Source organism: Stenotrophomonas sp. 71799_Sma, assembly GCF_056482505.1.
The window spans coordinates 3,532,135-3,556,967 of record NZ_CM151202.1 but is presented as its reverse complement, the minus strand read 5'-3'; the positions used below and the strand labels follow the sequence as shown (position 1 = coordinate 3,556,967).

The 24,833-nt window shown below is 66.7% G+C and carries 23 protein-coding genes; 16 read left to right on the top strand and 7 right to left on the bottom strand.

Going from position 1 to position 24,833, the window contains the following annotated elements; genetic code table 11:
- Window positions 1-55: 55 nt before the first annotated feature.
- Window positions 56-1,306 (top strand): DUF819 family protein, encoded by a 1,251-nt coding sequence (locus tag ACZK4Z_RS16605; protein WP_125895856.1) that lies wholly within the window; start codon window positions 56-58, stop codon window positions 1,304-1,306.
- 204 nt (window positions 1,307-1,510) lie between these two features.
- Here the strand turns inward: ACZK4Z_RS16605 and ACZK4Z_RS16600 are convergent, their stop codons facing one another.
- Both ACZK4Z_RS16600 and ACZK4Z_RS16595 read right to left on the bottom strand, forming a co-directional pair.
- Window positions 1,511-1,735, bottom strand: a complete 225-nt coding sequence (locus tag ACZK4Z_RS16600) for a YbdD/YjiX family protein (RefSeq protein ID WP_005410613.1) — start codon at window positions 1,733-1,735, stop codon at window positions 1,511-1,513.
- On the bottom strand, window positions 1,735-3,816 hold the full coding sequence (locus ACZK4Z_RS16595; RefSeq protein ID WP_049401342.1) for a carbon starvation CstA family protein: 2,082 nt from the start codon (window positions 3,814-3,816) through the stop codon (window positions 1,735-1,737). The genes ACZK4Z_RS16600 and ACZK4Z_RS16595 overlap by 1 nt, the downstream gene beginning before the upstream one ends.
- A gap of 215 nt (window positions 3,817-4,031) precedes the next feature.
- Between ACZK4Z_RS16595 and ACZK4Z_RS16590 the strand changes: the two genes are divergently transcribed.
- Complete coding sequence (locus tag ACZK4Z_RS16590) at window positions 4,032-4,883, top strand: pirin family protein (protein WP_125895857.1); 852 nt, start codon at window positions 4,032-4,034, stop codon at window positions 4,881-4,883.
- An 83-nt stretch (window positions 4,884-4,966) separates the two neighbouring features.
- On the opposite strand, the gene ACZK4Z_RS16585 is transcribed toward ACZK4Z_RS16590, so the two are convergent.
- The 4 genes from ACZK4Z_RS16585 to ACZK4Z_RS16570 form a co-directional block, all read right to left on the bottom strand.
- On the bottom strand, window positions 4,967-5,425 hold the full coding sequence (locus tag ACZK4Z_RS16585) for a hypothetical protein (protein WP_032129855.1): 459 nt from the start codon (window positions 5,423-5,425) through the stop codon (window positions 4,967-4,969).
- 196 nt (window positions 5,426-5,621) lie between these two features.
- Entirely contained in the window at window positions 5,622-6,341 is a 720-nt protein-coding gene (aqpZ, locus tag ACZK4Z_RS16580; RefSeq protein ID WP_032129854.1) for an aquaporin Z, read from the bottom strand.
- Between the two features lie 121 nt (window positions 6,342-6,462).
- Window positions 6,463-7,326 carry a pirin family protein gene (locus tag ACZK4Z_RS16575; RefSeq protein ID WP_032129853.1) on the bottom strand — a complete coding sequence of 288 codons (864 nt, stop codon included), beginning with the start codon at window positions 7,324-7,326 and terminating at the stop codon, window positions 6,463-6,465.
- A 616-nt stretch (window positions 7,327-7,942) separates the two neighbouring features.
- Complete coding sequence (locus tag ACZK4Z_RS16570; RefSeq protein WP_049401338.1) at window positions 7,943-10,006, bottom strand: 3-hydroxyacyl-CoA dehydrogenase NAD-binding domain-containing protein; 2,064 nt, start codon at window positions 10,004-10,006, stop codon at window positions 7,943-7,945.
- Between the two features lie 235 nt (window positions 10,007-10,241).
- On the opposite strand from ACZK4Z_RS16570, the gene rpoE reads away from it, so the two are divergent.
- From rpoE to recO, 9 genes are all read left to right on the top strand, one after another.
- Entirely contained in the window at window positions 10,242-10,862 is a 621-nt protein-coding gene (gene rpoE, locus ACZK4Z_RS16565; RefSeq protein WP_010482816.1) for an RNA polymerase sigma factor RpoE, read from the top strand.
- Complete coding sequence (locus ACZK4Z_RS16560) at window positions 10,859-11,749, top strand: sigma-E factor negative regulatory protein (RefSeq protein WP_125895916.1); 891 nt, start codon at window positions 10,859-10,861, stop codon at window positions 11,747-11,749. The genes rpoE and ACZK4Z_RS16560 overlap by 4 nt, the downstream gene beginning before the upstream one ends.
- A 74-nt stretch (window positions 11,750-11,823) precedes the next feature.
- A complete protein-coding gene (locus ACZK4Z_RS16555; protein WP_032129850.1) occupies window positions 11,824-13,359 on the top strand; it encodes a DegQ family serine endoprotease in 1,536 nt (511 codons plus the stop codon).
- 179 nt (window positions 13,360-13,538) lie between these two features.
- On the top strand, window positions 13,539-15,332 hold the full coding sequence (gene lepA / locus ACZK4Z_RS16550; protein WP_032129849.1) for a translation elongation factor 4: 1,794 nt from the start codon (window positions 13,539-13,541) through the stop codon (window positions 15,330-15,332).
- Between the two features lie 54 nt (window positions 15,333-15,386).
- Complete coding sequence (gene lepB / locus ACZK4Z_RS16545; protein WP_032129848.1) at window positions 15,387-16,181, top strand: signal peptidase I; 795 nt, start codon at window positions 15,387-15,389, stop codon at window positions 16,179-16,181.
- A 52-nt stretch (window positions 16,182-16,233) separates the two neighbouring features.
- On the top strand, window positions 16,234-16,617 hold the full coding sequence (locus ACZK4Z_RS16540; RefSeq protein ID WP_010482821.1) for a DUF4845 domain-containing protein: 384 nt from the start codon (window positions 16,234-16,236) through the stop codon (window positions 16,615-16,617).
- A complete protein-coding gene (gene rnc / locus ACZK4Z_RS16535; RefSeq protein WP_012511808.1) occupies window positions 16,607-17,287 on the top strand; it encodes a ribonuclease III in 681 nt (226 codons plus the stop codon). Before ACZK4Z_RS16540 ends, rnc begins: the two co-directional genes overlap by 11 nt.
- Entirely contained in the window at window positions 17,284-18,180 is an 897-nt protein-coding gene (era, locus tag ACZK4Z_RS16530) for a GTPase Era (protein WP_006382863.1), read from the top strand. The genes rnc and era overlap by 4 nt, the downstream gene beginning before the upstream one ends.
- A gap of 18 nt (window positions 18,181-18,198) precedes the next feature.
- Entirely contained in the window at window positions 18,199-18,918 is a 720-nt protein-coding gene (gene recO, locus ACZK4Z_RS16525; protein WP_032129846.1) for a DNA repair protein RecO, read from the top strand.
- A gap of 637 nt (window positions 18,919-19,555) precedes the next feature.
- Here the strand turns inward: recO and ACZK4Z_RS16520 are convergent.
- Complete coding sequence (locus ACZK4Z_RS16520) at window positions 19,556-20,284, bottom strand: response regulator (protein ID WP_032129364.1); 729 nt, start codon at window positions 20,282-20,284, stop codon at window positions 19,556-19,558.
- 127 nt (window positions 20,285-20,411) lie between these two features.
- Between ACZK4Z_RS16520 and rlmD the strand changes: the two genes are divergently transcribed.
- The 5 genes from rlmD to ACZK4Z_RS16495 all read left to right on the top strand — a co-directional run bounded on the left by rlmD (window position 20,412) and on the right by ACZK4Z_RS16495 (window position 24,800).
- Window positions 20,412-21,746: a 23S rRNA (uracil(1939)-C(5))-methyltransferase RlmD gene (rlmD, locus tag ACZK4Z_RS16515; protein WP_125895832.1), complete on the top strand. Its 1,335-nt coding sequence runs from the start codon at window positions 20,412-20,414 to the stop codon at window positions 21,744-21,746.
- A gap of 33 nt (window positions 21,747-21,779) precedes the next feature.
- A complete protein-coding gene (locus ACZK4Z_RS16510) occupies window positions 21,780-22,265 on the top strand; it encodes a CYTH domain-containing protein (RefSeq protein ID WP_197616010.1) in 486 nt (161 codons plus the stop codon).
- A 114-nt stretch (window positions 22,266-22,379) separates the two neighbouring features.
- The gene (locus ACZK4Z_RS16505; RefSeq protein WP_049398295.1) at window positions 22,380-23,075 is read left to right on the top strand and encodes a DsbA family oxidoreductase; all 696 of its coding nucleotides are present in this window, start codon (window positions 22,380-22,382) and stop codon (window positions 23,073-23,075) included.
- Window positions 23,076-23,238: 163 nt separating this feature from the next.
- A complete protein-coding gene (nagZ, locus tag ACZK4Z_RS16500) occupies window positions 23,239-24,246 on the top strand; it encodes a beta-N-acetylhexosaminidase (RefSeq protein WP_032129343.1) in 1,008 nt (335 codons plus the stop codon).
- Window positions 24,246-24,800, top strand: coding sequence for a hypoxanthine-guanine phosphoribosyltransferase (locus tag ACZK4Z_RS16495; protein WP_005410592.1), 555 nt, complete (start codon window positions 24,246-24,248; stop codon window positions 24,798-24,800). Before nagZ ends, ACZK4Z_RS16495 begins: the two co-directional genes overlap by 1 nt.
- The last annotated feature ends 33 nt before the right edge of the window (window positions 24,801-24,833 follow it).

The following is a 24,833-nucleotide window of genomic DNA, read 5'->3' as shown; positions in this document are numbered from 1 at the left end:
CGCCGCCTTATGCGGCGCTTTTTTTTCTCCGCTCTTTCGATCGACAGAGGATCCCATGCCGACCGAACCCGCTACTGCCCTGATCAGCAACGACATCGTTGGACTGGGCCTGATTGCCGCCACCCTGGCCCTGATCTTCTGGGCCGCCAGTGGTCCAACCCCGCTGCTGAAGAAGATCTTCGCCTGGGTGCCGGCCCTGCTGCTGTGCTATTTCATCCCCGCCATCTACAACACCGCCGGTGTCATCGATGGCCACAATACCTCGCTGTACAACCCGGTCGCGCGTGACGTGCTGCTGCCGGCCGCGCTGGTCCTGCTGACCCTGTCGATCGACCTGAAAGGCGTCATCAAGCTCGGCCCGAAACTGCTGATCGTGTTCTGTGCCGGTACCGCCGGCATCATGCTCGGCGCCATCGTTTCATTCCAGCTGATGAAGCTGATCCATCCGGAAACCGTGGCCGGTGATACCTGGGCCGGCATGGCGGCGCTGGCCGGCAGCTGGATCGGTGGCGGCGCCAACATGGTCGCCATGCGCGAGGTGTTCGGCACCGATGCCACCACCTTCGGCCAGTTCGCGGTGGTTGACGTGGCCTGTGCCAGTCTGTGGATGGCGATCCTGCTGTTCCTGGCCAACCGCGCACAGCAGATCGACACCCGCAATGGTGCCGACACCCGTGCCATCGACGAGATGAAGGCGCGCATCAGTGCCTACGAGGCGCAGAACGCGCGCATTCCCAGCATGACCGACCTGATGGTGATCGTTGGCGTGGCACTGGGCGGCGTCGGCCTGGCTCATGCAATCGCCGCGCCGCTGGCGGGCTGGTTCAAGGCCAATGTCAGCTGGGCCAGCCAGTTCAGCCTCGACAGCCAGTTCGTCTGGGTGATCCTGCTGTCCACGGCGATGGGCCTGGGCCTGAGCTTCACCCGTGCCCGCCGGCTGGAAGCGGCCGGTGCGTCGCGGCTGGGCACGGTGTTCCTGTACTTCCTGATCGCCTGCATCGGCATGCAGATGAACCTGCTGTCGCTGCTGGATCGGCCGTGGCTGTTCCTGCTCGGCGCGATCTGGATGGCCACGCACGTGCTGGTGCTGTGGGTGGTGGCCAAGCTGCTGCGCGCGCCGCTGTTCTTCTTCGCCATTGGTTCGCAGGGCAACATCGGCGCAGCCGCTTCGGCCCCTGTGGTGGCGGCGGCGTTCCATCCGACGCTGGCGCCGGTGGGCGTGCTGCTGGGTACGGTGGGTTATGCCACCGGCACGGGCCTGGCCTACGTCACCGGCCTGATCCTGAAGTGGATGGCCACCGGCTGAGTTCGGACCGCCCTGGCGTCATGCTTCCGTAGATCCACGCCATGCGTGGATGCATTTCATGGGTCTCCATGAACAAGGAAGGGGTCAGATCTGTTTCCCGGAGGAAACGGATCTGACCCCGGACTCAACTCGATATCTGCCAGGTTTCATCCACGCATGGCGTGGATCTACTCAACGTCACTCGAGCGCTGTTGAACCGGACCCTCAACAGCAGCGGCCACCGTTGCGTCCGCCATAACGCGCTTCCTGGCGCTCGCGGAAGAACGTCTTGTAGTCCATCGGCTCCTGGTCCGGATGCTTCTCCAGCATATGCCGGACGTAGTTGTCGTAATCAGGAATGCCACAGCACAGTCGTGCGGTCTGCACCAGGCGCCGCCAGATGCGGCGGTGCGCCTGGTACTGGCCGGCGGGGACCAGTTGGGTACTCATCACAGATCCACCATTTCATGCGGCTTCAGCGCCACGTACGGGGTCTCGCGGTCAGTGCGCTGCGGGTTGCGGCGTGCCGCCAGGATGGTCTTGATCGAATACACCAGCACCGCGCCCACCACCAGCAGGAACAGCGCGGTCAGGCCGGTGTTGACGTAGGCGTTGACCACGATCTGCTTCATCTGCGCCACCGACTTGGCCGGTGCAGTGATGGTATCGCTGGCGAGCGCGGCCTGGAACTTGTGTGCCTGTGCCAGGAAGCCCTGTGCCGGATTGCTGTCGAAGATCTTGATGAAGCCGGCGTAGGTGGTGCAGATCAGCAGCCACACCGCCGGTACCGCAGTCACCCATGCATAGCGGTCACGCTTCATCTTGAACAGCACCACCGTGCCCAGCATCAATGCGATGCCGGCCAGCATCTGGTTCGAGATGCCGAACAGCGGCCACAGCGTCTGGATGCCGCCGAACGGATCGACCACGCCGGTGTAGAGCAGGTAGCCCCACAGCGCCACGCAGCCGGCGGTGCCGATGATGTTGGCGGTCCACGATTCGGTCTTCTTCAGGGCCGGCACGAAGTTGCCCAGCAGGTCCTGCAGCATGAAGCGGCCCGCACGGGTACCGGCGTCCACCGCGGTGAGGATGAACAGCGCTTCGAACAGGATCGCGAAGTGGTACCAGAACGCCATCATCGCGTCGCTGCCACTGGGAATCGCTTCGTGCAGGATCTGCGCGATGCCTACCGCCAGTGTTGGCGCGCCACCTGCACGATGCAGGATGGTGGGTTCACCAATGGCCGCCGCGGTCGCGGTCAGCTGCTCGGGGGTGATGGTGAAGCCCCAGGTGTTGGTGATGTAGTGCGCGGCCGAGGCCGCATCGGCACCGATCACCGCCGCCGGGCTGTTCATCGCGAAATAGATGCCCGGATCGATGATCGAGGCCGCCACCAGCGCCATCACCGCCACGAACGATTCCATCAGCATGCCGCCGTAGCCGATGTAGCGCATGTGCGCTTCATTGGCCAGCAGCTTCGGCGTGGTGCCGGAGGAAATCAACGCATGGAAGCCGGAGACCGCACCGCAGGCGATGGTGATGAACAGGAACGGGAACATGCCGCCCTTCCACACCGGGCCATCACCGCTGGCGGCGAACTGGGTCAGCGCCGGCATCTTCAGTTCCGGCATCACCACCAGGATGCCGATGGCCAGCGCGATGATGGTGCCGATCTTGAGGAAGGTCGACAGGTAATCACGCGGGGCCAGCAGCAGCCACACCGGCAGCACCGAGGCGACGAAGCCGTAGCCGATCAGCATCCAGGTGATCTGGGTGCCGGTGAAGGTGAACGCCGGGCCCCAGACCGGGTCGGCGGCGACCTTGCCGCCGTACCAGATCGCGGCGAGCAGCAGGATCAGGCCAACCACCGAGATCTCGCCGATCTTGCCGGGGCGGATGTAGCGCATGTACACGCCCATCAGGATCGCGATGGGCATCGTCGCAATCACCGTGAACATGCCCCACGGGCTTTCGGCCAGCGCCTTGACCACCACCATCGCCAGCACTGCCAGGATGATGATCATGATCAGGAACGCACCGAACAGCGCGATGGTGCCGGGCACCTGGCCCATCTCTTCTCTTACCAGGTCACCCAGCGAGCGGCCATTGCGGCGGCTGGACAGGAACAGGACCATGAAGTCCTGCACCGCACCGGCCAACACCACGCCCACCACCAGCCACAGCAGGCCGGGCAGGTAGCCCATCTGCGCGGCCAGGACCGGGCCGACCAGCGGGCCGGCGCCGGCAATGGCGGCGAAGTGGTGGCCGAACAGCACGTGCTTGTTGGTCGGAACGTAGTCCAGGCCATCGTTGTTGATCACCGCCGGGGTGGCCCGGGTCGGATCCAGCTGCATCACCTTGTTGGCGATGAACAGGCTGTAGAAGCGATAGGCGACGAGGTACAGCGACACCGCCGCGACGACGATCCACAGGGCATTGATGTGTTCGCCGCGGCGCAGCGCCACGGTGCCCAGACAGAACGCGCCGAGCAGAGCGAGTACCGCCCAGCCCAGTTTGGAAAACCCTTTCATGAGGTGCTCTCTCCCGGAAAGACAGACAAAGAGTCCTGCTTGCCCACGACAGGGTCAATTGGCACAGGACGAATCGGCGGTAGTACTTTGGTCGTACGGCGGCTGCGCTGACGTGCAGCGAACATCAGGGATGGAACAATCGGTTGCGGAGCCATCCATTGGCCTACGGCCGTGTGGCGTCCATCTTCAGTGGCACCCATCCAACAGGAGTCGCCATGAGCTTTCCCGAACCGGTCCGCGTACTGCGCACCATCCGTGGCATGCCCACCTCCGACGGTGCCGGCGTGCGCCTGACCCGCGTCATCGGCGGCCCGACGCTGCCCGACCTGGATCCGTTCCTGCTGCTTGATGAGTTCGGTACCGACCGCGCCGAGGACTACATCGCCGGCTTCCCGGAACACCCGCACCGTGGTTTCGAGACCGTCACCTACATGCTCGACGGGCGCATGCGGCATCGCGACAACCATGGCAACGAAGGCTTGCTGACCCCGGGCAGCGTGCAGTGGATGACCGCTGGCCGTGGCCTGGTGCATTCGGAGATGCCCGAGCAGGAAAGCGGGCAGATGCGCGGGTTCCAGCTGTGGGTGAACCTGCCGGCGAAGGAGAAGATGACCGAGCCGAAGTACCAGGAATTCGCACCCGAGCGCATTCCCGTGGTGCACCCGGAGCCGGGCGTGGAGGTGAAGGTGATTGCCGGCAGCGTGGACGGCACCGATGGCCCGATCGTGCAGCCGGCCACCGATCCGCTCTACCTCGACATCACGCTGTCGCCCGACCGGGCCTGGACCTATGCGCTGCCGGAGGGGCACAACGCGTTCGCCTACGTGTTCGAAGGTGCGATGACCGTGGGTGAGCAGGACGCCGCGCGCGACGTTGCACGCCAGGAACTGGCGGTGCTGGGCGGTGGCGAGCAGTTGCACCTCTCGGCCGGCAGCGAAGGTGCGCGGTTGATCCTGGTGGCCGGCCGTCCGCTGCGCGAGCCGGTGATGCGGCATGGCCCGTTCGTGATGAACACGCGGCAGGAACTGATGCAGGCCTTCGTCGATTTCCAGGAAGGCAAGTTCTGAGGGGGGACGCCGGGCCATGCCCGGCGGATGTCCAGCGCATTGGATGCGGCGGGGATGCTGCCAGGCAGTCATCCCCGTCACCTTCAGCGCCCCGCGGCCACGGCCGACGGAGTCAGGCTCATGCCCTGCGCCAGCTGCTGCAGCGAGCCCAGTTCCTGCGCGCTGTCCGGATACAGCGAAATCTGCGCGTAACGCCCTTTGTCGAGCTTGACCACACTGATGCGACGCTCGGCATAGCCCGGCGGCTGCTGGCCACCCAGATCTGGCTGGTACCAGTACAGCGATTCACCGCCGAAGCTGCCCTTTTCCTGGCGCAGCGAGCGGTTCAATGGAAGGTTTGGATCGCGCGCACTGAGCATCAGGCTCAGTACCTCGCGACCATCGCCGGTGCTGGCGCGGCAGACCAGGAAATCGGCCTGTGCCTGCTGTTGCCACTGCAGGCCGCTGCTGGCCGGCAATGAAGGACATTCGGTGGGAGCCTGCGCGGCGGCCTGGGCCACCGCGAACAGCAGGCTCGACAACACTACAGGCGCGAACTTCATGCATCCCCCAAGGTGGTGTGTCGTTGGCTCCGCCGGATGGACCGGCAGCCTTGGCATCCCATCCCCGGATGCCGCCCCGGCCGGCATGTGCACGGACGGTCAACTCAACCTTAACGGAACGTGAGCGATCGCACAAATCGCGGTTACACGCGTAACCATTGCGACCGATGGTCGGCCGCAATGGTCCGCACGGGCCTCAGCGGTCGTTGCCGATCCACTTGTAGATGATGCCGCCGATCGCGCCGCCCAGCAGCGGGGCAACCCAGAACAGCCACAGCTGGCTGACCGCGCCGCTGCCGGCGAAGAAGGCCACCGCCGTGGAACGGGCCGGGTTCACCGAGGTGTTGGTGACCGGGATGCTGATCAGGTGGATCAGGGTCAGTGACAGGCCGATCGCCAGCGGGGCGAACCCGGCCGGTGCCTTGCCGTGGGTGGCGCCCATGATCACGATCAGGAACACGGCGGTCAGCACCACTTCGCACAGGAAGGCCGCGGCCACGCTGTAGCCGCCGGGGGACAGCGCGCCGTAGCCGTTGCTGGCGAATGCACCGGCCTGGCTGCCATCAATGGCGAAGCCGCTGGCGCCCGATGCGATCTGCAGCAGGATGAAGCCGGCCAGCAGGCCGCCGGCGACCTGGGCGATGATGTACGGGATCAGGTCCTTGGTCGGGAAACGACCGCCGGCCCACAGGCCGACACTGACCGCCGGATTGAAGTGCGCGCCGGAGATATGGCCGAACGCATAGGCGCCGGTTACCACGGTCAGGCCGAAGGCCAGCGCAACGCCGAGGAAACCGATACCCAGCGGATTGCCGTCACCGCCGAACTTGGCGGCCAGCACGGCACTGCCACAGCCACCCAGAACCAGCCAGAACGTGCCGAGGAACTCGGCGGACAAGCGTTTACCCATGCTCATGTGTTGCACTCCTTTGACGGTCGAAAGTGTGATTTATGTCACATTTCAATGATCAGCGGGTGACTGTAGTGTCAACGCCGGGTGCAGGGATACACCTTCGGATGTGTGCAACACGCGATGTTCAGTACTGCGGCAGCGGGATGAATTCCTTGTCGTCGCCCGGAATGGTGCCGAAGCGGCCGGCCTCCCAGTCGTGCTTGGCCTGTTCGATACGTTCCTTCGAGCTGGACACGAAGTTCCACCACAGGTGACGCGGGCCATCCAGCGGCTCGCCACCGAACAACATCGCCTTCACCGGCGTCTTTGCGCGCAGGCGGCCACGCGCACCAGCCTCGGGGATCACCAGGTGCTGGGCAGGGATGTCCACGCCATCCAGCTGCGCGTCGCCTTCGAGGATGTACAGCGCGCGCTCGCGGTGGCCGTTGTCGATATCGATTTCCGCATCCGGGTCGAGGTCGATCGCCACGTTGAGCGTATCGGCGAACACCTTCACCGGCGATTCTTCGCCGTAGGCGCGGCCGGCAATGACGCGCAGCCATGCGCCATTGCGGCGCTGCTCGGGCAGGGTGGCAGCGGCGTGGTGGTAGAACGCCGGTTCGATTTCCTCGTGCGACTTCGGCAGCGCGACCCAGGTCTGCATGCCGTGGATCGGGTTGTCGTGATCGCGGTCAGGTTGCGGCGTGCGCTCGGAATGGGCGATGCCGCGGCCGGCGGTCATCCAGTTGACGTCACCGGGACGGATCACCTGGTCCGAACCCAGCGTGTCGCGGTGGCCGATCGCGCCCGACCACAGATAGGTGACGGTGGCCAGGCCGATATGCGGATGCGGGCGCACGTCGATGGCGGTGCCGGGATGCATGAGTGCCGGGCCCATCTGGTCGACGAACACGAACGAGCCGATGCTGCGGGCCTGCAGGGTCGGGACGGCCCGGCGGACTTCGAGGCCGCCGATGTCGTGCACGCGCGGGGCGATGATGGTGGTCATGCGGGCGTTCTCGCTGGCAGGGATCAGGTGATCAGCATCGCATGCAGCTGTGACGGGGACATGCCCCGTATGGGTAACAGGTTGTTCCAGCCAACGGCGCAGCCCCTCGTGGCTGTGGGGGTGGTCGCGTAAAGCAAAAGCCGCGCTTGGCCGGGCGGGTGGGAGGCGCAGGACACGCCGTAAACCCGTCCATGGGGGCTCGATGGCGCCATCCATGGCGCCAACGGTCCTGCGCCACCCACCCGCCCGGCCTCTGACAGTTTCCGTGTGCTGTCCAGCCACGGAGAAGAAAAAAGAAAATCAAAATCAAACGCCGGTCGCTTCGCTCCTTGTGGCAACCAAGGTAGCCACCCACCAGTTCGTAGCGATTCCCACCAGAATCGCAGTTCACCGACCGTCATCGGGAAACTGTCAGGGGTGGGGCGGTGTCGGGTTGCGGGGTGTCCGCGGCATGGATGCCGCGGCCAAGCCCCCAGGGACGGGTTTACGGCGTCCCCGCAACCCGACACCGCCCCGCCCAACAAACAGAAAAGCCAGAGCCGCTTTGGCTCTGGCTTCTGCTGTGGAACTTGACGTTGCCTCTGCGGGTGCCGGGCCGCAGGCCCGGCCGATCAACTCACACCACCGGTTCGCGCAGGGCGGGGTTGTCCCAGCCCGGGCGCGGTGCGAAACGGTCACCATGGCGCTGCTGCAGCGCCTTCAACCGCTCGACGATCGCGTCGGCACCCACCGCGCGGATGTGCTGGATCGGACCACCGCGGAACGGTGCGAAGCCGGTGCCGAAGATCACGCCGGCATCCAGCAGGTCCGCATCGGCCACCACGCCTTCGTGCAGGCAGGCCACCGCTTCGTTCAACAGCGGCAGGATCAGGCGGTCCTCCAGATCGGCCGGGGCCTGGTAATCGCTGGCCACGTCCGGCTTCTTCGGCTTGCCGTTCTCCCAGGTGTAGATGCCCTGGCCATCCTTCTTGCCGCGCTTGTCCGGTTCCACCGTCTGCAGCGCGGCCGGAATCTGCAGGCCCAGGAACGGTGCCAGTTCGCGGCCGACACCGGCGGCTACGTCCAGGCCCACGGTATCGATCAGTTCGATCGGGCCCATCGGCATGCCGAACTTCACCGCCGCCCTGTCGATCACCGGGCCCGGGATGCCTTCGGCGTAGGCAGTGGCGGCTTCCAGCATGTACGGGAACAGCACGCGGTTGACCAGGAAGCCCGGGCTGCCGGCCACCGGCACCGGGAACTTGCCCAGTGCCTTGCAGAACGCGGCCAGGCGACGTTCGGTCTCAGGCGCCATGCCGTCGTGATGGATGATTTCCACCAGCGGCATCTGCGCGACCGGGTTGAAGTAGTGCAGGCCAGCGAACTGTGCCGGGCGCTGGATGTGGTCGCGCAGCTCCACCAGCGGAATCGACGAGGTGTTGGTGGTCAGCAGCGCATCCAGCTTCATCTTCGGTTCCAGCGTCTGGTACAGCGCGCGCTTGGCTTCCGGGTTCTCGATGATCGCCTCGATCACCAGATCGGCCTCGGCCACGCCGCTGCCTTCCAGGTCGGCACGCAGGCGCGCGGCCACCGCGGGACGCTTGCTCTCGTCGCGCACCTTCTTGGCGAACAGCGCCTGCGCGCGTTCCATGGCCGGGTCGATGAAGCGCTGCTCGCGGTCCTGCAGGGTCACCTCGAAGCCCTTGTAGGCGGCCCACGCGGCGATATCACCGCCCATCACGCCGGCGCCGACCACGTGCACGTGGCGGATGCCGGAATCACCACCGCCGAGGCCCTTCAGGCGCTCGGTCAGGAAGAAAATGCGGATCAGGTTGCGCGCGGTCGGCGTGCTGGCCAGCTTCACCACGGCACGCCGCTCGGCATCCAGGCGCGCCTGGATCGGCTTGCCGCCGCTGCGCTGCCAGGTGCTGATCAGCGCGTAGGGCGCCGGGTACTGGTCCTTCTTGGCCTTGCGCGCGACCTGCTTGACCATCTGCGGTGCCAGCAGGGTGCGGGCCAGCCAGGTGTTGGTGGCCCAGGCCGTCGCGCGCTGCTTGAACGGGCGGGTGGTGCCGGACAGCGCCAGCGCGACGGCGGTGTCGAGCACCACCGCCGGTGCCACCACCTTGTCGACCAGGCCGATGCCGCGCGCGGCCGAGGCCGACAGGGTGCGGCCGGTCAGCATCATGTCCATCGCCGCCGGTGCGCCGACCAGCTGCGGCAGGCGCGCGCTGCCACCCCAGCCCGGGAAGATGCCCAGCTGGGTCTCCGGCAGGCCGATGCGGGTGCTGCTGTCATTGGAGGCCACGCGGTAGCGGCAGGCCAGCGCCAGCTCGGTACCGCCGCCCAGGCAGTGGCCGTGAATGGCTGCCACGGTCGGGCAGGGCAGCTCAGCCAGCTTCTGGTAGGTGGCCTGGCCGCGACGGATGGCGTCGTTGACGGTGCCGCGGCGGTCGAACTCCTGGAACTCCTTCAGGTCGGCACCGGCAATGAAGCCGGCCTTCTTCAGCGACTGGATCACCACGCCCTTGGGCGGGTCCAGTGCAATGCGCTCGAGCAGGTCGCCCAGTTCCAGCAGCACGTCCTGCGACATGGCGTTGACGCTGCTGTCCTGACGATCCAGGGAGAGAACCACCACGCCGTCGTCGCGGATCTCGGGGTGCCAGTGGCTGAAGCGGAGACCATCGAAGCCTGAGAGCATGGACGTTCCATCCGGTTGTGTATGGAGAAGCGGCTATGATCCAGAGGTTGTTTCCCCCGCGTCAAATCCCAATAGCAGGGGAGTGGCGACCCCGGATCCATGGCCGTGGACCGGGACGCTAACGGAACGGTGGTTAAAAGCTGGTGCGGCGCCAGGTGATCGGCGACTGAACTTTTCCCGGGATTGGCAGTCTCATTGCCCGACGTCGGTTGGGCTGACAGGAGTGCGGCCCCTCATGGCCGATGTTGATACACCTCAGGAGCTGGATCTGGAACTGGTCCGGCGCGTGCAGCACGGCGAGAGCGCCGCGTTCGATGTCCTGGTGCGCAAGTACCAGCATCGCGTGGTGGCCCTGGTCGGTCGCTACATCGCCGACTGGAGCGAATGTCAGGACGTCGCCCAGGACACTTTCATCCGTGCGTACCGCGCGATCGGAAGTTTCCGCGGCGATGCCCAGTTCTCAACCTGGTTGCATCGAATCGCCGTGAATACCGCCAAAAACTACCTGGCTTCACACAATCGACGGCCGCCGACCGATGACATCGACATCGGTGACGCCGAACAGTTCGACAGCGGGACGCGCTTGCGCGACACCGATACGCCCGAACGCGAGTTGATGCGCCAGGAACTGGAACAGACGGTGATGAAGGCCGTCAATGCGCTGCCGGAAGAACTCCGGTTGGCGATCACCCTGCGCGAGGTGGAAGGCCTGAGTTACGAAGATATCGCGCAGAAAATGGGGTGCCCGATCGGCACCGTGCGTTCACGGATCTTCCGGGCGCGCGAGGCGATCGACACCGAACTCCGGCCGCTGTTGGACATCGGCAGCGCCACCCGTGAGAAGAGCCGCGTATGACCAGTAATCCGTTCAACGAATCGCAGAACCACCAATCGCCCGCCGGGCAGCGCCTGGACCAGCGCCATCGCGAACAGCTGTCGGCCCTGGTCGATGGCGAGCTGGGCGCCGATGAAGCGCGCTTCCTGCTGCGCCGGATGGAGCACGACCCCGAGCTGGCCGGCTGCCAGGAACGCTGGCAGCTGCTGGGTGACGTGATGCGCGGGCAGGCCTCGGCGCTGGCGCCGGCCGGCTTCAGCGCGGCCGTGGCCGCCGCCATCGCTGCCGAACCGGCGCCGCAGGCCGAGCCGCGCCGCGAGGTGCGCCGCAGCGGTTGGCGGGCCTGGGGCGGTGGCGCCGCACTGGCCGCCTCGGTGGCGGCGGTGGCGCTGTTCATGGGCGGCGAGAAGCTGAAAGAGGCCACCCCGGGCGAGCCGCTGGCACCGCAGGTGATCGCCAGCCAGGCCGAACTTGCGCCCGCTCCGGCGCCGACGACGCCGGCTCCGGTAACCGAAGCGTCGGTGGATACCGCCGCAATGGCCGTGGCCGGTGTACCGGCAGTGGCCATGGCCGCGGCCAGCCGACGCCAGGACACCCGTCGCGCCAGCGCTACCCGCAGCCAGCAGGCCGCGCGTGCCGCCCAGCGCGAGGACATGCCGCAACGCGCTGTGGCCGCTGCACAGGCGCCGCTGACCCCGACCGTGCCGGCCAACAATGCCAGCCGCAACATGCCGTTCGGTGAGGTTGGTGGCCTGCAGGCGCGACCGTGGCCGCGCTCCAGCCTGGCGCCCGCTGGCGGTGGCGCGCTCAATGCGAGCTTCCCGGCCCACGCCGGGGGCGCCGCGTTCTACCCGTTCGAGCCGCGCCTGCAGGACGACCTGCCGGTGCCGCCGCGCCCGCGCGACTGAGCCGGGCGCTTTCACGCCCCGCCGTCGGCGGGGCCCGTATTCCTCTTTCCATCCGATCCGGAGGTTGCCGTCCGATGACTCCCCGACTCCGCACGCAGGCCATGGGCCTGCTGGCCCTGACCCTGCCGTTGGTGGCCTGCGCGCAGGCCCCGGCTCCGGCCGCCCAGACCCAGGCCGCGCCGGCCGCCGCGCCGCGGGCCCCGGCCCAGCCGCTGGTCACGGGCCTGCCTGACTTCACCAATCTGGTCGAACAGGTCGGGCCTGGCGTGGTCAACGTCGACACCACCATCGTCCGCAACAACCGCCAGGCCTCGCGGGGCCCGATGGGCGGCGACGATGACATGCCGGAGTTCTTCCGCCGCTTCTTCGGCCCGGATTTCCCGATGCCGGGGCAGGGCCCGGGCGGTCCGGACGGTGGCCCCAGCATCAAGGGCCGCGGCATGGGCTCGGGCTTCATCATCTCGCCCGATGGCTATGTGCTGACCAACTACCACGTGGTGGCCGATGCCAGCGAGGTGAAGGTCAAGCTGGGTGACCGCCGTGAGTTCACCGCGAAAGTGGTGGGCAGCGACCAGCAGTACGACGTGGCACTGCTGAAAATCGACGGCAAGAACCTGCCGACCGTGCGGGTTGGCGACTCCAACTCCCTCAAGCCGGGTCAGTGGGTGGTCGCGATCGGTTCGCCGTTCGGCCTCGACCACTCGGTCACTGCCGGCGTGGTCAGCGCCCTCGGCCGCAGCACAGGTGGTCCGGACCAGCGCTACGTGCCCTTCATCCAGACCGACGTGGCGATCAACCAGGGCAACTCCGGTGGCCCGCTGCTGAACACCCGTGGCGAAGTGGTCGGCATCAACTCGCAGATCTTCTCCGCCTCGGGCGGCTACATGGGCATCAGCTTCGCGATCCCCATCGACCTGGCGATGAGCGCGGTCGAGCAGATCAAGAAGACCGGCAAGGTCACCCGTGGCCAGCTCGGCGCGGTGGTGCAGGAAATCGACGGGCTGAAGGCGCAGGCGATGGGCCTGCCGGACAGCCGCGGCGCCCTGGTCAACCAGATCGTGCCGGACTCGGCTGCAGCCCGGGCCGGGGTGAAGATCGGCGATGTGATCCGTTCGGTGAACGGCGCGCCGGTCAACAGCTGGTCCGACCTGCCGCCGCTGATCGGCGCGATGGCACCGGGCAGCCGGGTCACCCTGGGCGTGATCCGTGATGGCAAGCCGCGCGACCTCAGCGCCACCCTGACCGCACTGACCGAAGACGGGCAGGCCGGTTCACGTGGCCCGGCCACCGGCGACAGCGATGCGGCTCCGCAGGCCGGCGCCAATGCCCTGCTGGGGCTGGACGTCAGTGACCTGACCGCACCGCAGCGCAAGCAGCTGGGCCTGGAATCGGGCGAAGGCGTGCGCATCACCGGGGTCAAGGGCCAGGGCGCGCGTGATGCGGGCCTGTCTCCGGGCATGGTGATCCTGCAGGTGGCCAGCACCCAGGTCGGCAGCGTGGACGCGCTGAACCGTGCGCTTTCCAGCTACAAGAAGGGCGACGTGGTGATGCTGCTGGTGCGCACCGGCAGCGGCAACAGCGCGTTCGTCGCGGTCAAGGCCGGCCAGTAAGGCCTGCCGGGGCCGCTTCGGCGGCCCCGCCTTTTCCCCGAAGCCCCGCCCTGGCGGGGCTTCGGCCATTCCGGGCCCGGTCCGATGAGGCCGTTTTCGCGGGCGGGCGCCGGGCATGCGATAATCGACCGTTACCCTGACGACGCCGCGCGCCGCCGCCACCTATGTCTTCTGATTCGATGCGGAACATCCGCAACTTCTCCATCATCGCCCATGTCGACCACGGCAAGTCCACGCTGGCCGACCGCATCATCCAGCTCTGTGGTGGCCTGCAGGCCCGCGAGATGGAAGCGCAGGTGCTCGACTCCAACCCGATCGAGCGCGAGCGTGGCATCACGATCAAGGCGCAGTCAGTGTCGCTGCCGTACCTGGCCAAGGACGGGCAGACCTACCATCTGAACTTCATCGACACCCCCGGCCACGTCGACTTCTCCTATGAAGTCAGCCGCTCGCTGGCCGCCTGCGAAGGCGCGCTGCTGGTGGTCGATGCGGCCCAGGGCGTGGAAGCGCAGTCGGTGGCCAACTGCTACACCGCCGTGGAGCAGGGCCTGGAAGTGGTGCCGGTGATCAACAAGATCGACCTGCCCACCGCCGACATCGAGCGCGCCAAGGCCGAGATCGAGGCCGTGATCGGCATCGACGCCTCCGACGCCGTGCCGGTCAGTGCCAAGACCGGCCTGAACGTGCAGGACGTGCTGGAAGCGATCGTGCATCGCATCCCGCCGCCGAAGCCGCGCGACACCGACAAGCTGCAGGCGCTGATCATCGACTCCTGGTTCGACAACTACCTGGGTGTGGTCTCGCTGGTGCGCGTGATGCAGGGCGAGATCAAGGCAGGTGACAAGCTGCAGGTGATGTCCACCGGCCGCAACCACCAGGTCGACAACGTCGGCGTGTTCACCCCGAAGCGCAAGGTGCTGCCGGCGCTGCGTGCAGGTGAAGTGGGTTGGGTCACCGCCAGCATCAAGGACGTGCACGGTGCGCCGGTCGGCGACACCCTGACCCTGGCCGGCGACCCGGCACCGAAGCCGCTGCCGGGCTTCCAGGAAATGCAGCCGCGCGTGTTCGCCGGTCTGTTCCCGGTCGATGCCGAGGACTACCCGGACCTGCGCGAAGCGCTGGACAAGCTGCGCCTGAACGATGCCGCGCTGCGTTTCGAGCCGGAAAGCTCCGAGGCGATGGGCTTCGGCTTCCGCTGCGGCTTCCTCGGCATGCTGCACATGGAAATCGTGCAGGAGCGCCTGGAGCGCGAATACAACCTGGACCTGATCAGCACCGCGCCGACGGTGGTGTATGAAGTCCTGAAGACCGATGGCTCGATCATCAACATGGACAACCCGGCCAAGCTGCCGCCGGTGAACCAGGTCGAGGAGATCCGCGAGCCGATCATCCGTGCCAACGTGCTCACCCCCGAGGAGTACATCGGCAACATCATCAAGCTGTGCGAAGAGAAGCGCGGCAGCCAGATCGGCATCAACTACCTGGGCAGCCAGGTGCAGATCAGCTACGAGCTGCCGATGGCCGAGGTGGTGCTGGACTTCTTCGACAAGCTGAAGTCGGTCAGCCGTGGCTATGCCTCGCTGGACTACCACTTCGTGCGCTTCGACGCAGGCCCGTTCGTGCGCGTGGACGTACTGATCAACGGTGACAAGGTCGATGCACTGTCGCTGATCGTGCACCGCAGCCATGCCGACCGTCGCGGCCGCGAGCTGTGCGAAAAGATGAAGGACCTGATCCCGCGCCAGATGTTCGACGTGGCCATCCAGGCCGCCGTCGGCTCGCAGATCATCGCCCGTACCACGGTCAAGGCCATGCGCAAGAACGTGCTGGCCAAGTGCTATGGTGGCGACGTTTCGCGCAAGAAGAAGCTTCTGGAAAAGCAGAAGGAAGGCAAGAAGCGCATGAAGCAGGTCGGCCGCGTGGAGATCCCGCAGGAAGCGTTCCTGGCCGTGCTGCAGATGGACAACAAGTAAGCCCGCACCGGCCCTGCGGGGCCGGTCGTCTGGTGACGTTGCAAAGGACCCTGAATGAAACTGTTTGAGATCCTCCTGGTCGTGCTGACCCTGGCCTCGGGCCTGATCCTGCTCGCGGACAAGCTGTACCTCGCCAAGCGTCGCGCCCAGCGCGCGGGTCTGCTCGATTCCGAGCCGGTGCTGGTGGACTACTCACGTGCGTTCTTCCCGGTGCTGGCGATCGTGCTGATCGTGCGCAGCTTCATTGCCGAGCCGTACAAGATCCCGTCCAGCTCGATGATGCCGAACCTGCTGATCGGCGATTTCATCCTGGTCAACAAGTTCTCCTACGGCCTGCGCCTGCCGATCAGCAACACCAAGTTCGTGCCGGTGGGCGAGCCCTCGCGTGGTGACGTGGTGGTGTTCCACTTCCCCGGCCATGGCGAGAACGATCCGGCCAAGGGCGAGAACTTCATCAAGCGCGTGATCGGCGTGCCGGGTGACACCGTGGTCTTCGAAGGCGACGGCGTGATCCTCAACGGCGAGCCGCTGAAGTACGACAACAAGGGCATCTACGCCGGCCACAAGGGCCAGGGCGAGGGCGCCAACCTGCTGGTCGAGCACCTGCCGGGCCGCACCCACACGGTGCTGGAGACCGACTATCCGCGTGGCCAGGGCCAGTGGACCGTGCCGGCCGGCAAGTACCTGGTGATGGGCGACAACCGCGACAACAGCGACGATGGCCGTTTCTGGGGCCTGCTGCCGGAAGAGAACCTGCGTGGCAAGGCGTTCCTGATCTGGCTGAACTGCCAGGGCTGGTTCTGCAAGGATGGCTTCGAGCCGTCGCGGATCGGCTCGAGCATCAACTGAGCGGGCACCAACTGAGTATTTTCACATCCAACGCGTATCTGGGGAGAACGCAATGAAGACGATGAACACGCAGCGTGGCATGACCCTGACCTCGTTCCTGACGGTCCTGATCGTGGTTGGCTTCTTCCTCTACATCGGCATGAAGCTGTTCCCGATGTACCAGGAGTACTACGCGGTGCGCTCGGCGATGAAGAGCCTGGCCAACGAGCCGGGCGTGGGCAGCATGGAGCCGGCGCGCATCCAGGATCTGTTCTTCAAGCGCCTGTACATCAACTATTCGGACAACGTGAAGCCGGCCAACGTGAAGTTCGACCGTCGCGACAATGGCTGGACCCTCAAGGTCAACTACGAAGTGCGCCGTCAGCTGATCGGCAACCTCGATGTGGTTGGCAAATTCGATTCTTCCCAGGACCTGACACGAAGCGGTGCCCAGTAAATTCATCCAACGTGGCGACCTGATCGGTCATGCCTTCAGCGACCCGGCCCTGCTCAAGCAGGCGCTGACGCATCGCAGTGCCGGTGCGCCGCACAACGAGCGCCTGGAGTTCCTCGGCGACAGCATCGTCAACATGATGGCGGCCGAGGCGTTGTACCGACGCTGGCCCAAGGCCGACGAAGGCGCGATGACCCGTGCCCGTGCCGAGCTGGTGCGTGAAGGCGCGCTGGCGGTGATCGGGCGCACCCTGGAACTCGGCGAACGGCTGACCCTGGGCCCGGGCGAAATGAAGTCCGGCGGTCATCGTCGCGACTCGATTCTGGCCGACGCCGTGGAAGCCGTGGTGGCCGCGATCTACCTGGATGCCGGCTTCGAGGCCTGCCGGGCGGTGGTACTGCCCTGGTTCAGCGCTTCGATCGAGGCACTGCCGGCTTCCGGTCGGCCCGAGAAGGACCCCAAGACCCGCCTGCAGGAATGGCTGCAGGCCCGACAGAAGGCGTTGCCGCAGTATGAACTGGTGTCAGAATCCGGTGACGACCATGCCAAGCACTTCCGGGTACGCTGCATCGTAGCCGACCCGGCCGCCAGCACCGAGGGCGAAGGCGCCTCGCGGCGGCTTGCCGAACAACAGGCGGCTGCGGCCGTCCTAGAACAACTGGATTCCAAGTGAGCGAACAAACTCCCCATCATTGCGGCAGCGTGGCCGTCATCGGCCGCCCGAACGTGGGCAAATCGACCCTGACCAATGCCCTGGTCGGCGCCAAGGTCAGCATCGTTTCCAACCGCCCGCAGACCACGCGCCATCGCCTGCTGGGCATCGCCACCTATCCGGAAGGCCAGCTGGTGCTGGTCGACACCCCCGGCCTGCACAAGGTGCAGAAGCGGGCGATGAACCGGGTGATGAACCGCGCCGCGCGCGGCTCGCTGGAAGGCGTCGATGCCGGCCTGCTGGTGATCGAAGCCGGTCGCTGGGACGAGGAAGACAGCCTGGCCTTCAATGTTCTGCGCGACGCCGGTATCCCGGTGGTGCTGGTGGTCAACAAGATCGACCGGCTGAAGGACAAGGGCGCGCTGTTGCCGTTCCTGCAGGAAGTCACGGCCGGCCGCGATTTCTCGTCGGTGCATCCGATCTCGGCGCAGAAGCGCAACGGCCTGGAAGCACTGGTACGCGACGTACTGGCGCTGCTGCCGGAAGCGCCGCCGATGTTCGGCGAAGACGAGATCACCGACCGCAGCCAGCGCTTCCTGGCCGGCGAACTGGTACGTGAACAGCTGATGCGCCAGCTCGGCGAAGAGCTGCCGTATGCCACCACCGTGGAAATCGAGCGCTTCACCGAAGATGGCAACCTGCTGCGCATCGGTGCGGTGATCTGGGTCGAGCGCGAGGGCCAGAAGGCGATCGTGATCGGCAAGGGTGGTACCCGCCTGAAGGAGATCGGGGCCAAGTCCCGCCTGCAGATGGAGCGCCTGTTCGGGGCCAAGGTGTTCCTGGAGACCTGGGTGCGCGTGCGTGAAGGCTGGTCCGACGACGAGGCCGCACTGAAGGCCTTCGGTTACGAGTAAGCCGTTGCAGTCGCTTCGATGATGATCGAGGACGACACCGGCTTCGTGCTGCATGCACGGGCCTATCGCGAGACCAGCCTGCTGGTCGAAGTGCTGAGCGCGCAGCATGGCCGGATCGGCCTGCTCGCGCGTGGCGTATCCACCGCCAAGGGACAGGTGCTGCGCGCGGCCCTGCAGCCGCTACAGTGGATCCGCTTCAGTGCCCAGCAGCGGGGCGAATTGGCCCAGCTGCGGGGTGCCGAGGCACTGGATGCTGCCCCGCGCCTGGTCGGCCAGGCGATGCTGGCCGGCTTCTATCTGAGTGAATTGACCCTGCGCCTGGCCCCGCGCCAGGACCCGCTGCCGGAGTTGTACCTGGCCTACGGCGAGGCACGCGCGCGGCTGGCCGTGGGCGCCGGCCTGGCCTGGACCCTGCGCCGGTTTGAGCGCGAGCTGCTGTCTGCGCTGGGCCTGGGTTTCGATCTGGACAGCGCCAGCGACGGCCAGCCGATCGACCCGGCCGCGCGCTACGAACTGGACCCACAGGAAGGCGCGCAGCGCCTGCTCAGCGAGCGCGGTGGGGAACGCCGGGCGGCCGCGACGGGTTCTGCGCTGCTGGCGCTGGCCGCCGATGAAGAGCCCGATGCCGCCGACCTGGCCAGCCTGCGCCTGCCGATGCGGCGGGTGCTGGCCCATCACCTGGGGCCGCGCGGCCTGAAGTCCTGGGAAATGCTCGAGCAGCTCGCTCCCAGGCGTTGAGGGGGGGGCGGCAGGGCTTGCAGCCATGCACCTGCCGAATCAACGTCAACGTCAACGTCAACGGCAGAAGCTGGCTATCCGTGGGTAGGCGGGGTGGGTCCGGTTGCGGGGGCCGCTGCAAGTCCCCCTCCGGGGCCCGGCCCAGCCGCTGGCGGCTGTGCGTTCGGGCGCTTGCGAAGCAATGCTTCGCAAGCAAAGCGCCCTCACCCATGTAAGCTCGGTCGCCGCACCCATGCGGCTCACGCCCCCGCAACCGGACCCACCCCGCCTTCGACAGTTTCTCGCGAGCTGTCGGAACGGCACTCTGCTCTGGTGGGTGTCGACCTTGGTCGACACAGTAGAGCCACGCCATGCGTGGATGCGTTTCGATTTCAATTCGAAATATTTGATTCCGATTGAGATTCATCCACGCATGGCGTGGATCTACTGGCCACCGGCCAACTATCGAAGGCGGGGCACTGTGGGTTTGCGGGGTGTGAGCCGCATGGATGCGGCGACCAAGGCTACATGGACGTACTTGCGCCGTCCCCGCAAACCCACAGTGCCCCGCCATCCCACGGAATGCTGCTTTGGCCTTTGACGTTGCCCTGGCTTGAAGGCTTCGGCAGGTGCAGGGCGCAGCCCTGCCGAACAACCGTTAATGCAGCAGGGCAGCCACCGCGTCGCGGAACCCCGCCTGGGCCTGCCCGGACTCCGGCGCATGATGCAACTGGCGCACCGCCCGGCCCAACCGCGCCGCGCCCACGAAGCCACAGCTCGCCTGCAGCCGATGCAACTGGCTGCGCAGCTGGCGCTCGTCATGCTGGTCCACCGCCTGCTCGACCGCATCGCGTACGCCTGGCAGCTCGGCCAGGAACAGCTCGCGCAGCGCGATCAGGTGGTTGCGCTGGCCATTGAGCGCGGCCAGTGCCGCAGTCTCGTCCCAGTCCTGTACCTGCAGCTCGACCGCGGCCGGCGCCTGGGCCATGACGATCCCGGCCGGACTGTTGACCAGGGCGCGGCGCACCGCCTTCAGCAGCTGGTCGCGGCCCAGCGGCTTGACCAGCGTGTCGCTGAAACCGGCCTCGCGCAGGCGCGCATGGATCGAGGTATCACCGTCGGCGGTATGCGCCAACGCCGGGGTGTCGGGATGTGAACGGCGCAGTTCGCGCAGCAGCTGCGCGCCGTTGCCGTCAGGCAGGTTGACGTCGATCAGCCACAGGTCATGCGCGCCGGGCTCGGCGCTGGCCAGGGCACTGGCCAATGAGTCTGCGGTGTCCACGTCCGCCGGTAACGTTTCCAACGCCGCCTTGAAAAAACCGCGGCTGATGATGTCGTCCTCGACAAGCAGGAAGCGGGGCCGGCTGGCCCGCGGGGTCATCTGCATCAGGGCTGCCTCCATGTCAGCTGTTGCAATCATCAAGCACAGCGGCGGCGGGCGCAAGCGGGTCCGGACCCTGCCGGTCAGGATCTGCGACAATACGCCCCCATTTTTGCCCGCAGCCTGTTGCCACGTGGCCCGATCCCGCTCCCGCATCGACCGTACCCCGTTCCAGACCGAGATCCTCGACCTCAGCCATGATGGTCGCGGTGTCGCCCGCCGTGAAGGCGAGGGCGGCAAGGTCACCTTCGTCAGCGGCGCCCTGCCGGGCGAGGTGGTCATGGCCGAACAGACCGCCCGCAGCCGCCATTTCGACGAAGCGCGTACGGTGGAAGTGCTGCAGGCCTCGCCGCAGCGCGTCACCCCGAAGTGCCCGCACTTCGGCACCTGCGCCGGCTGCGTGCTGCAGCACCTGGACGAAGACCAGCAGATTGTCGCCAAGCAGCGCGTGCTGATGGACAACCTGGAGCGCATCGGCCACGTGAAGCCGGGCACCGTGCTGGCGCCGCTGGTCGGTGAGAGCTGGGGCTACCGGCGCAAGGGTCGCTTCTCGGTGCGCCGGGTCGAAAAGAAGGACAAGACCCTGGTCGGCTTCCGTGAACAGGATCCGCGATTCGTCGCCGACCTCAGCCAGTGCCTGACCGTGATCCCCGAGATCGGCACCAAGGTCGAGGCGCTGTCCACCTTCATCGAATCGCTCGATGGCAAGCGTGACATCCCGCAGATCGAATTCATCGCTGGCGACCAGGCCGTGGTCCTGACCGTGCGCCACCTGCAGCCGCTCAGCGATGCCGACCGCGTGGCCTGGGCCGCCTTCGGCCAGCAGCATGGCTTCGTGATCTACCTGCAGTCCGGTGGCGTGGATACCGTGCAGCCGCTGGACGGGCAGGGCGTGCCGCTGTCGTTCCGGCTGGCGCCGTGGGACGTGGAGCTGGCGTTCCGTCCGTTGGACTTCATCCAGGTCAACGCCAAGCTCAATGAGAAGATGATCGCCCACGCCCTGGACCTGCTGGAGCCGGGTGAGGACGAGCGTGTGCTGGACCTGTTCTGCGGCCTGGGCAACTTCACCCTGCCGCTGGCGCGCCGCGTGCGCGAAGTGGTCGGTGTTGAAGGTGATGCTGGCCTCGTCGCGCGGGCCCGTGAGAATGCCGAGCGCAACGGCCTGACCAACGCCCAGTTCTTCAGCGCCGACCTCACCCAGGACCAGCGCAGCACGCCGTGGATGCGCCAGGGCTTCGACAAGCTGCTCTTGGATCCGCCGCGCTCGGGCGCGATCGAAGTGCTGCAGCAGCTGCCGCTGAAGCAGTTCAAGCGCATCGTCTACGTCAGCTGCCACCCGGGTTCGCTGGCACGCGATGCCGGCTATCTGGTCAACGAACAGGGCTTCACCCTGGTCAGCGCCGGTGCCATGGACATGTTCCCGCACACCGCACACGTGGAAAGCATCGCGGTATTCGAGAAGCGCTGATCGGCTGTCATGCCCATCGCGCATAATGGCGCGATGGGCATCGAAATCGAACGCAAATTCCTCGTCAGCAGTGATGGCTGGCGCGCCGCCGCGCGCCGGGTGATCCCGATGGCGCAGGGCTACATCAACGACATGGGCGCGCTCGACCGCGGCACCCAGAACGCCTCGGTGCGCGTGCGCATCGAGGGCGACCACGCCGCGCTGAACCTGAAGTCGCGCACCATCGGCCACACCCGCCAGGAGTTCGACTATCCGATCCCGGTGGACGATGCTCGCGCACTGCTGGCGCTGTGCGTGGGCGGCCTGATCGACAAGCGCCGCCATCTGGTCGAACACGCCGGCCTGACCTGGGAGGTGGACGAGTTCCTCGGCGACAACGCCGGCCTGGTCGTGGCTGAGGTTGAGCTGGACAGCGCTGACCAGACCATCGACCTGCCGGACTGGGTGGGTGCCGAAGTCACCGATGATGCCCGCTACTACAACGTTGCCCTGGCCAGCCACCCGTATTCAGAGTGGTGAAACCACCCAAAAGGGGACGGAGGGGATTAAGTCGTCTTTACCCCATCTGTGCGGGAAACGACTTAATCCCCTCCGTCCCCTTTTATCGAGGGTGTCGGCCCCCATGTGGAAAGGATGAGAATCGACATCTACTCCGACGTGGTCTGCCCCTGGTGCTGGATCGGCAAGCATCGTTTCCAGCAGGGCGTGCAGTTGCTGGGCGCCAACGCGCCTGAACTCGATATCCACTGGCAGCCGTTCCAGCTCGACCCGGATGCTGACGCCACCCCGGTGCCGCTGCGCGAGGCCTATGTGCGCAAGTTCGGCGGCGTTGAGCGTACCGAACAGATCCTCGGCCAGACCCAGACCACCGCGCGGGCCGAGGGCCTGCCGATGGACTTCAGCCAGGGCCAGGTGCGGGTGACCACGCTGCCGGCGCACCGGGTGTTGTGGCTGGCAGGCGAGCACGGCGTGCAGGATGCGGTGGGCGAAGCACTGTTCCGCGCCCACTTCGAGCACGGTCAGAACCTGGCGGACCCCTCGGTGCTGATCAAGGCGGGCGCGGCAGGCGGCCTCGACGCGGGTGAAATCACGCAGATGCTGGCCTCCGACCGCGGCCTGGCCGAGGTCGAAGCCAAGCTGGCGCAGGCTCATGCATTGGGCGTTTCTTCGGTGCCGACCTTCGTCATCGATGGGAAGTGGGCCATTTCCGGGGCGCAGCCCCCCGAGGCCTTCGCCAACGCCCTGCGCCAGATCGCCGCCGAGCAGGGCGCGCCTGCGGCCCCGGCTGACGGCGACGAGGCCTGCGGCCCGGACGGCTGCAAGGTCTGACCGGATCCGAAAAGGGGACGGAGGGAATTAAGACGTATCCAGCCCGTGGGGGCCGATTGCGGCTTAATCCCCTCCGTCCCCTTTTTCTGACCACTGCGCCTGTCGGCCGGTTCTGCGACAATGCGGCACTGCGCCATGCGGGCGCGCGTTGTGGAGATCGACCATGCTGCTGATCGGCGTTGCCGGCACCGAACTGACCGCCCAGGAACGTGACTGGCTGCAGCACGATGCCGTGGCCGGAGTGGTGCTGTTCAAGCGCAACTTCGCCTCGCGCCAGCAGGTGACCGATCTGAGCGCGGCGATCCGCGCTGCCGCGCCGCGCCCGCAGCTGATCTGCGTGGACCAGGAAGGTGGCCGCGTGCAGCGTTTCCGCGAGGGCTACAGCGAGTTGCCGCCACTGCAGGACATCGGGGCGATGTACGCCACCGACCCGCAGCAGGCGCTGGCCCTGGCCGAGCAGCACGCCTGGCTGATGGCCAGCGAAGTGCGCGCCAGCGGCCTGGACCTGAGCTTCGCGCCGGTGGTCGACCTTGGCCGTGGCAACCGCGCCATCGGCAACCGCGCCTTCAGTGAAGACCCGCAGGTGGTGGCCGCGTTCACCGCCGCCTACGTGCGCGGCATGCATGCGGTCGGCATGGCCGCCACGCTCAAGCATTTCCCCGGCCATGGCACCGTGCTGGAAGACACCCACGTGGATACCGCGATCGACCCGCGCGCGCTGGACGAGCTGCGCGCCCAGGACCTGGTCCCGTTCCAGGCCGGCATCGCCGCCGGTGCCGACGCGGTGATGATGGCGCACGTGATCTATCCGCAGGTGGCACCGGAACCGGCCGGCTATTCGCCGCGCTGGATCCAGGACATCCTGCGCGGCGAGCTCGGGTTCCGCGGCGTGGTGTTCTCCGATGACATCGGCATGGCCGCCTCGCACAGTGCGGGCGGCGTGCCGGCGCGCGTGCACGCGCATCTGGATGCCGGCTGCGACGTGGTGCTGGTCTGCCACCCGGAGCTGGTCGATGAAGCCCTGCACGCCGTGCAGGGACGCTCCCTCAATACTGCTGCGCTGCTGGGCCTGCTGGGCCGCGGCGCGCTCGGCTGGGACGGCCTGCTGGCCGATGCCCGCCATGGCGACACCCAATCCCGTCTGCTTGAAACCCTTGGAAGAACCGTCTGATGCCCAACCTCACCATTTCCCAGGCCCTGGCCCAGGCTGACCTGCTGGTCGACCGCCCCACCATCGACAAGGCCATCGCTGGTATCGCCGACGCCATCGCGCGCGATTACAAGGGCGAGGTGCCGCTGTTCCTGTCCATCATGCACGGTGCGCTGCCGTTCGCCGGCCAGCTGGCGCTGGAACTGGGCGCGCGCGGCCAGGACGTGCAGTTCGATTACCTGCACGCAACCCGTTACCGCGGTGAAACCACCGGCGGCGACCTGGTCTGGAAGCACAAACCGGCCACCTCGCTGTTCGGCCGCCGCGTGCTGCTGGTCGACGATATCCTCGACGAGGGCTACACCCTGCAGGGCGTGCGCACCTGGTGCCTGGAACAGGGCGCGACCGACGTGCGCATCGCCGCGATGACGGTGAAGAAGCACGACCGCGCGCTGCCGGACGTGACTGCCGACTACGCCGGCATCGAACTGCCGGACCGTTACGTGTTCGGCTTCGGCATGGACGTCAACGAAACCCTGCGCTGCGTGCCGGCCATCTACGCGATGAAGGAATAACGGCGCAGCCGCCCGCGGCGCGTCTTCTTCTGC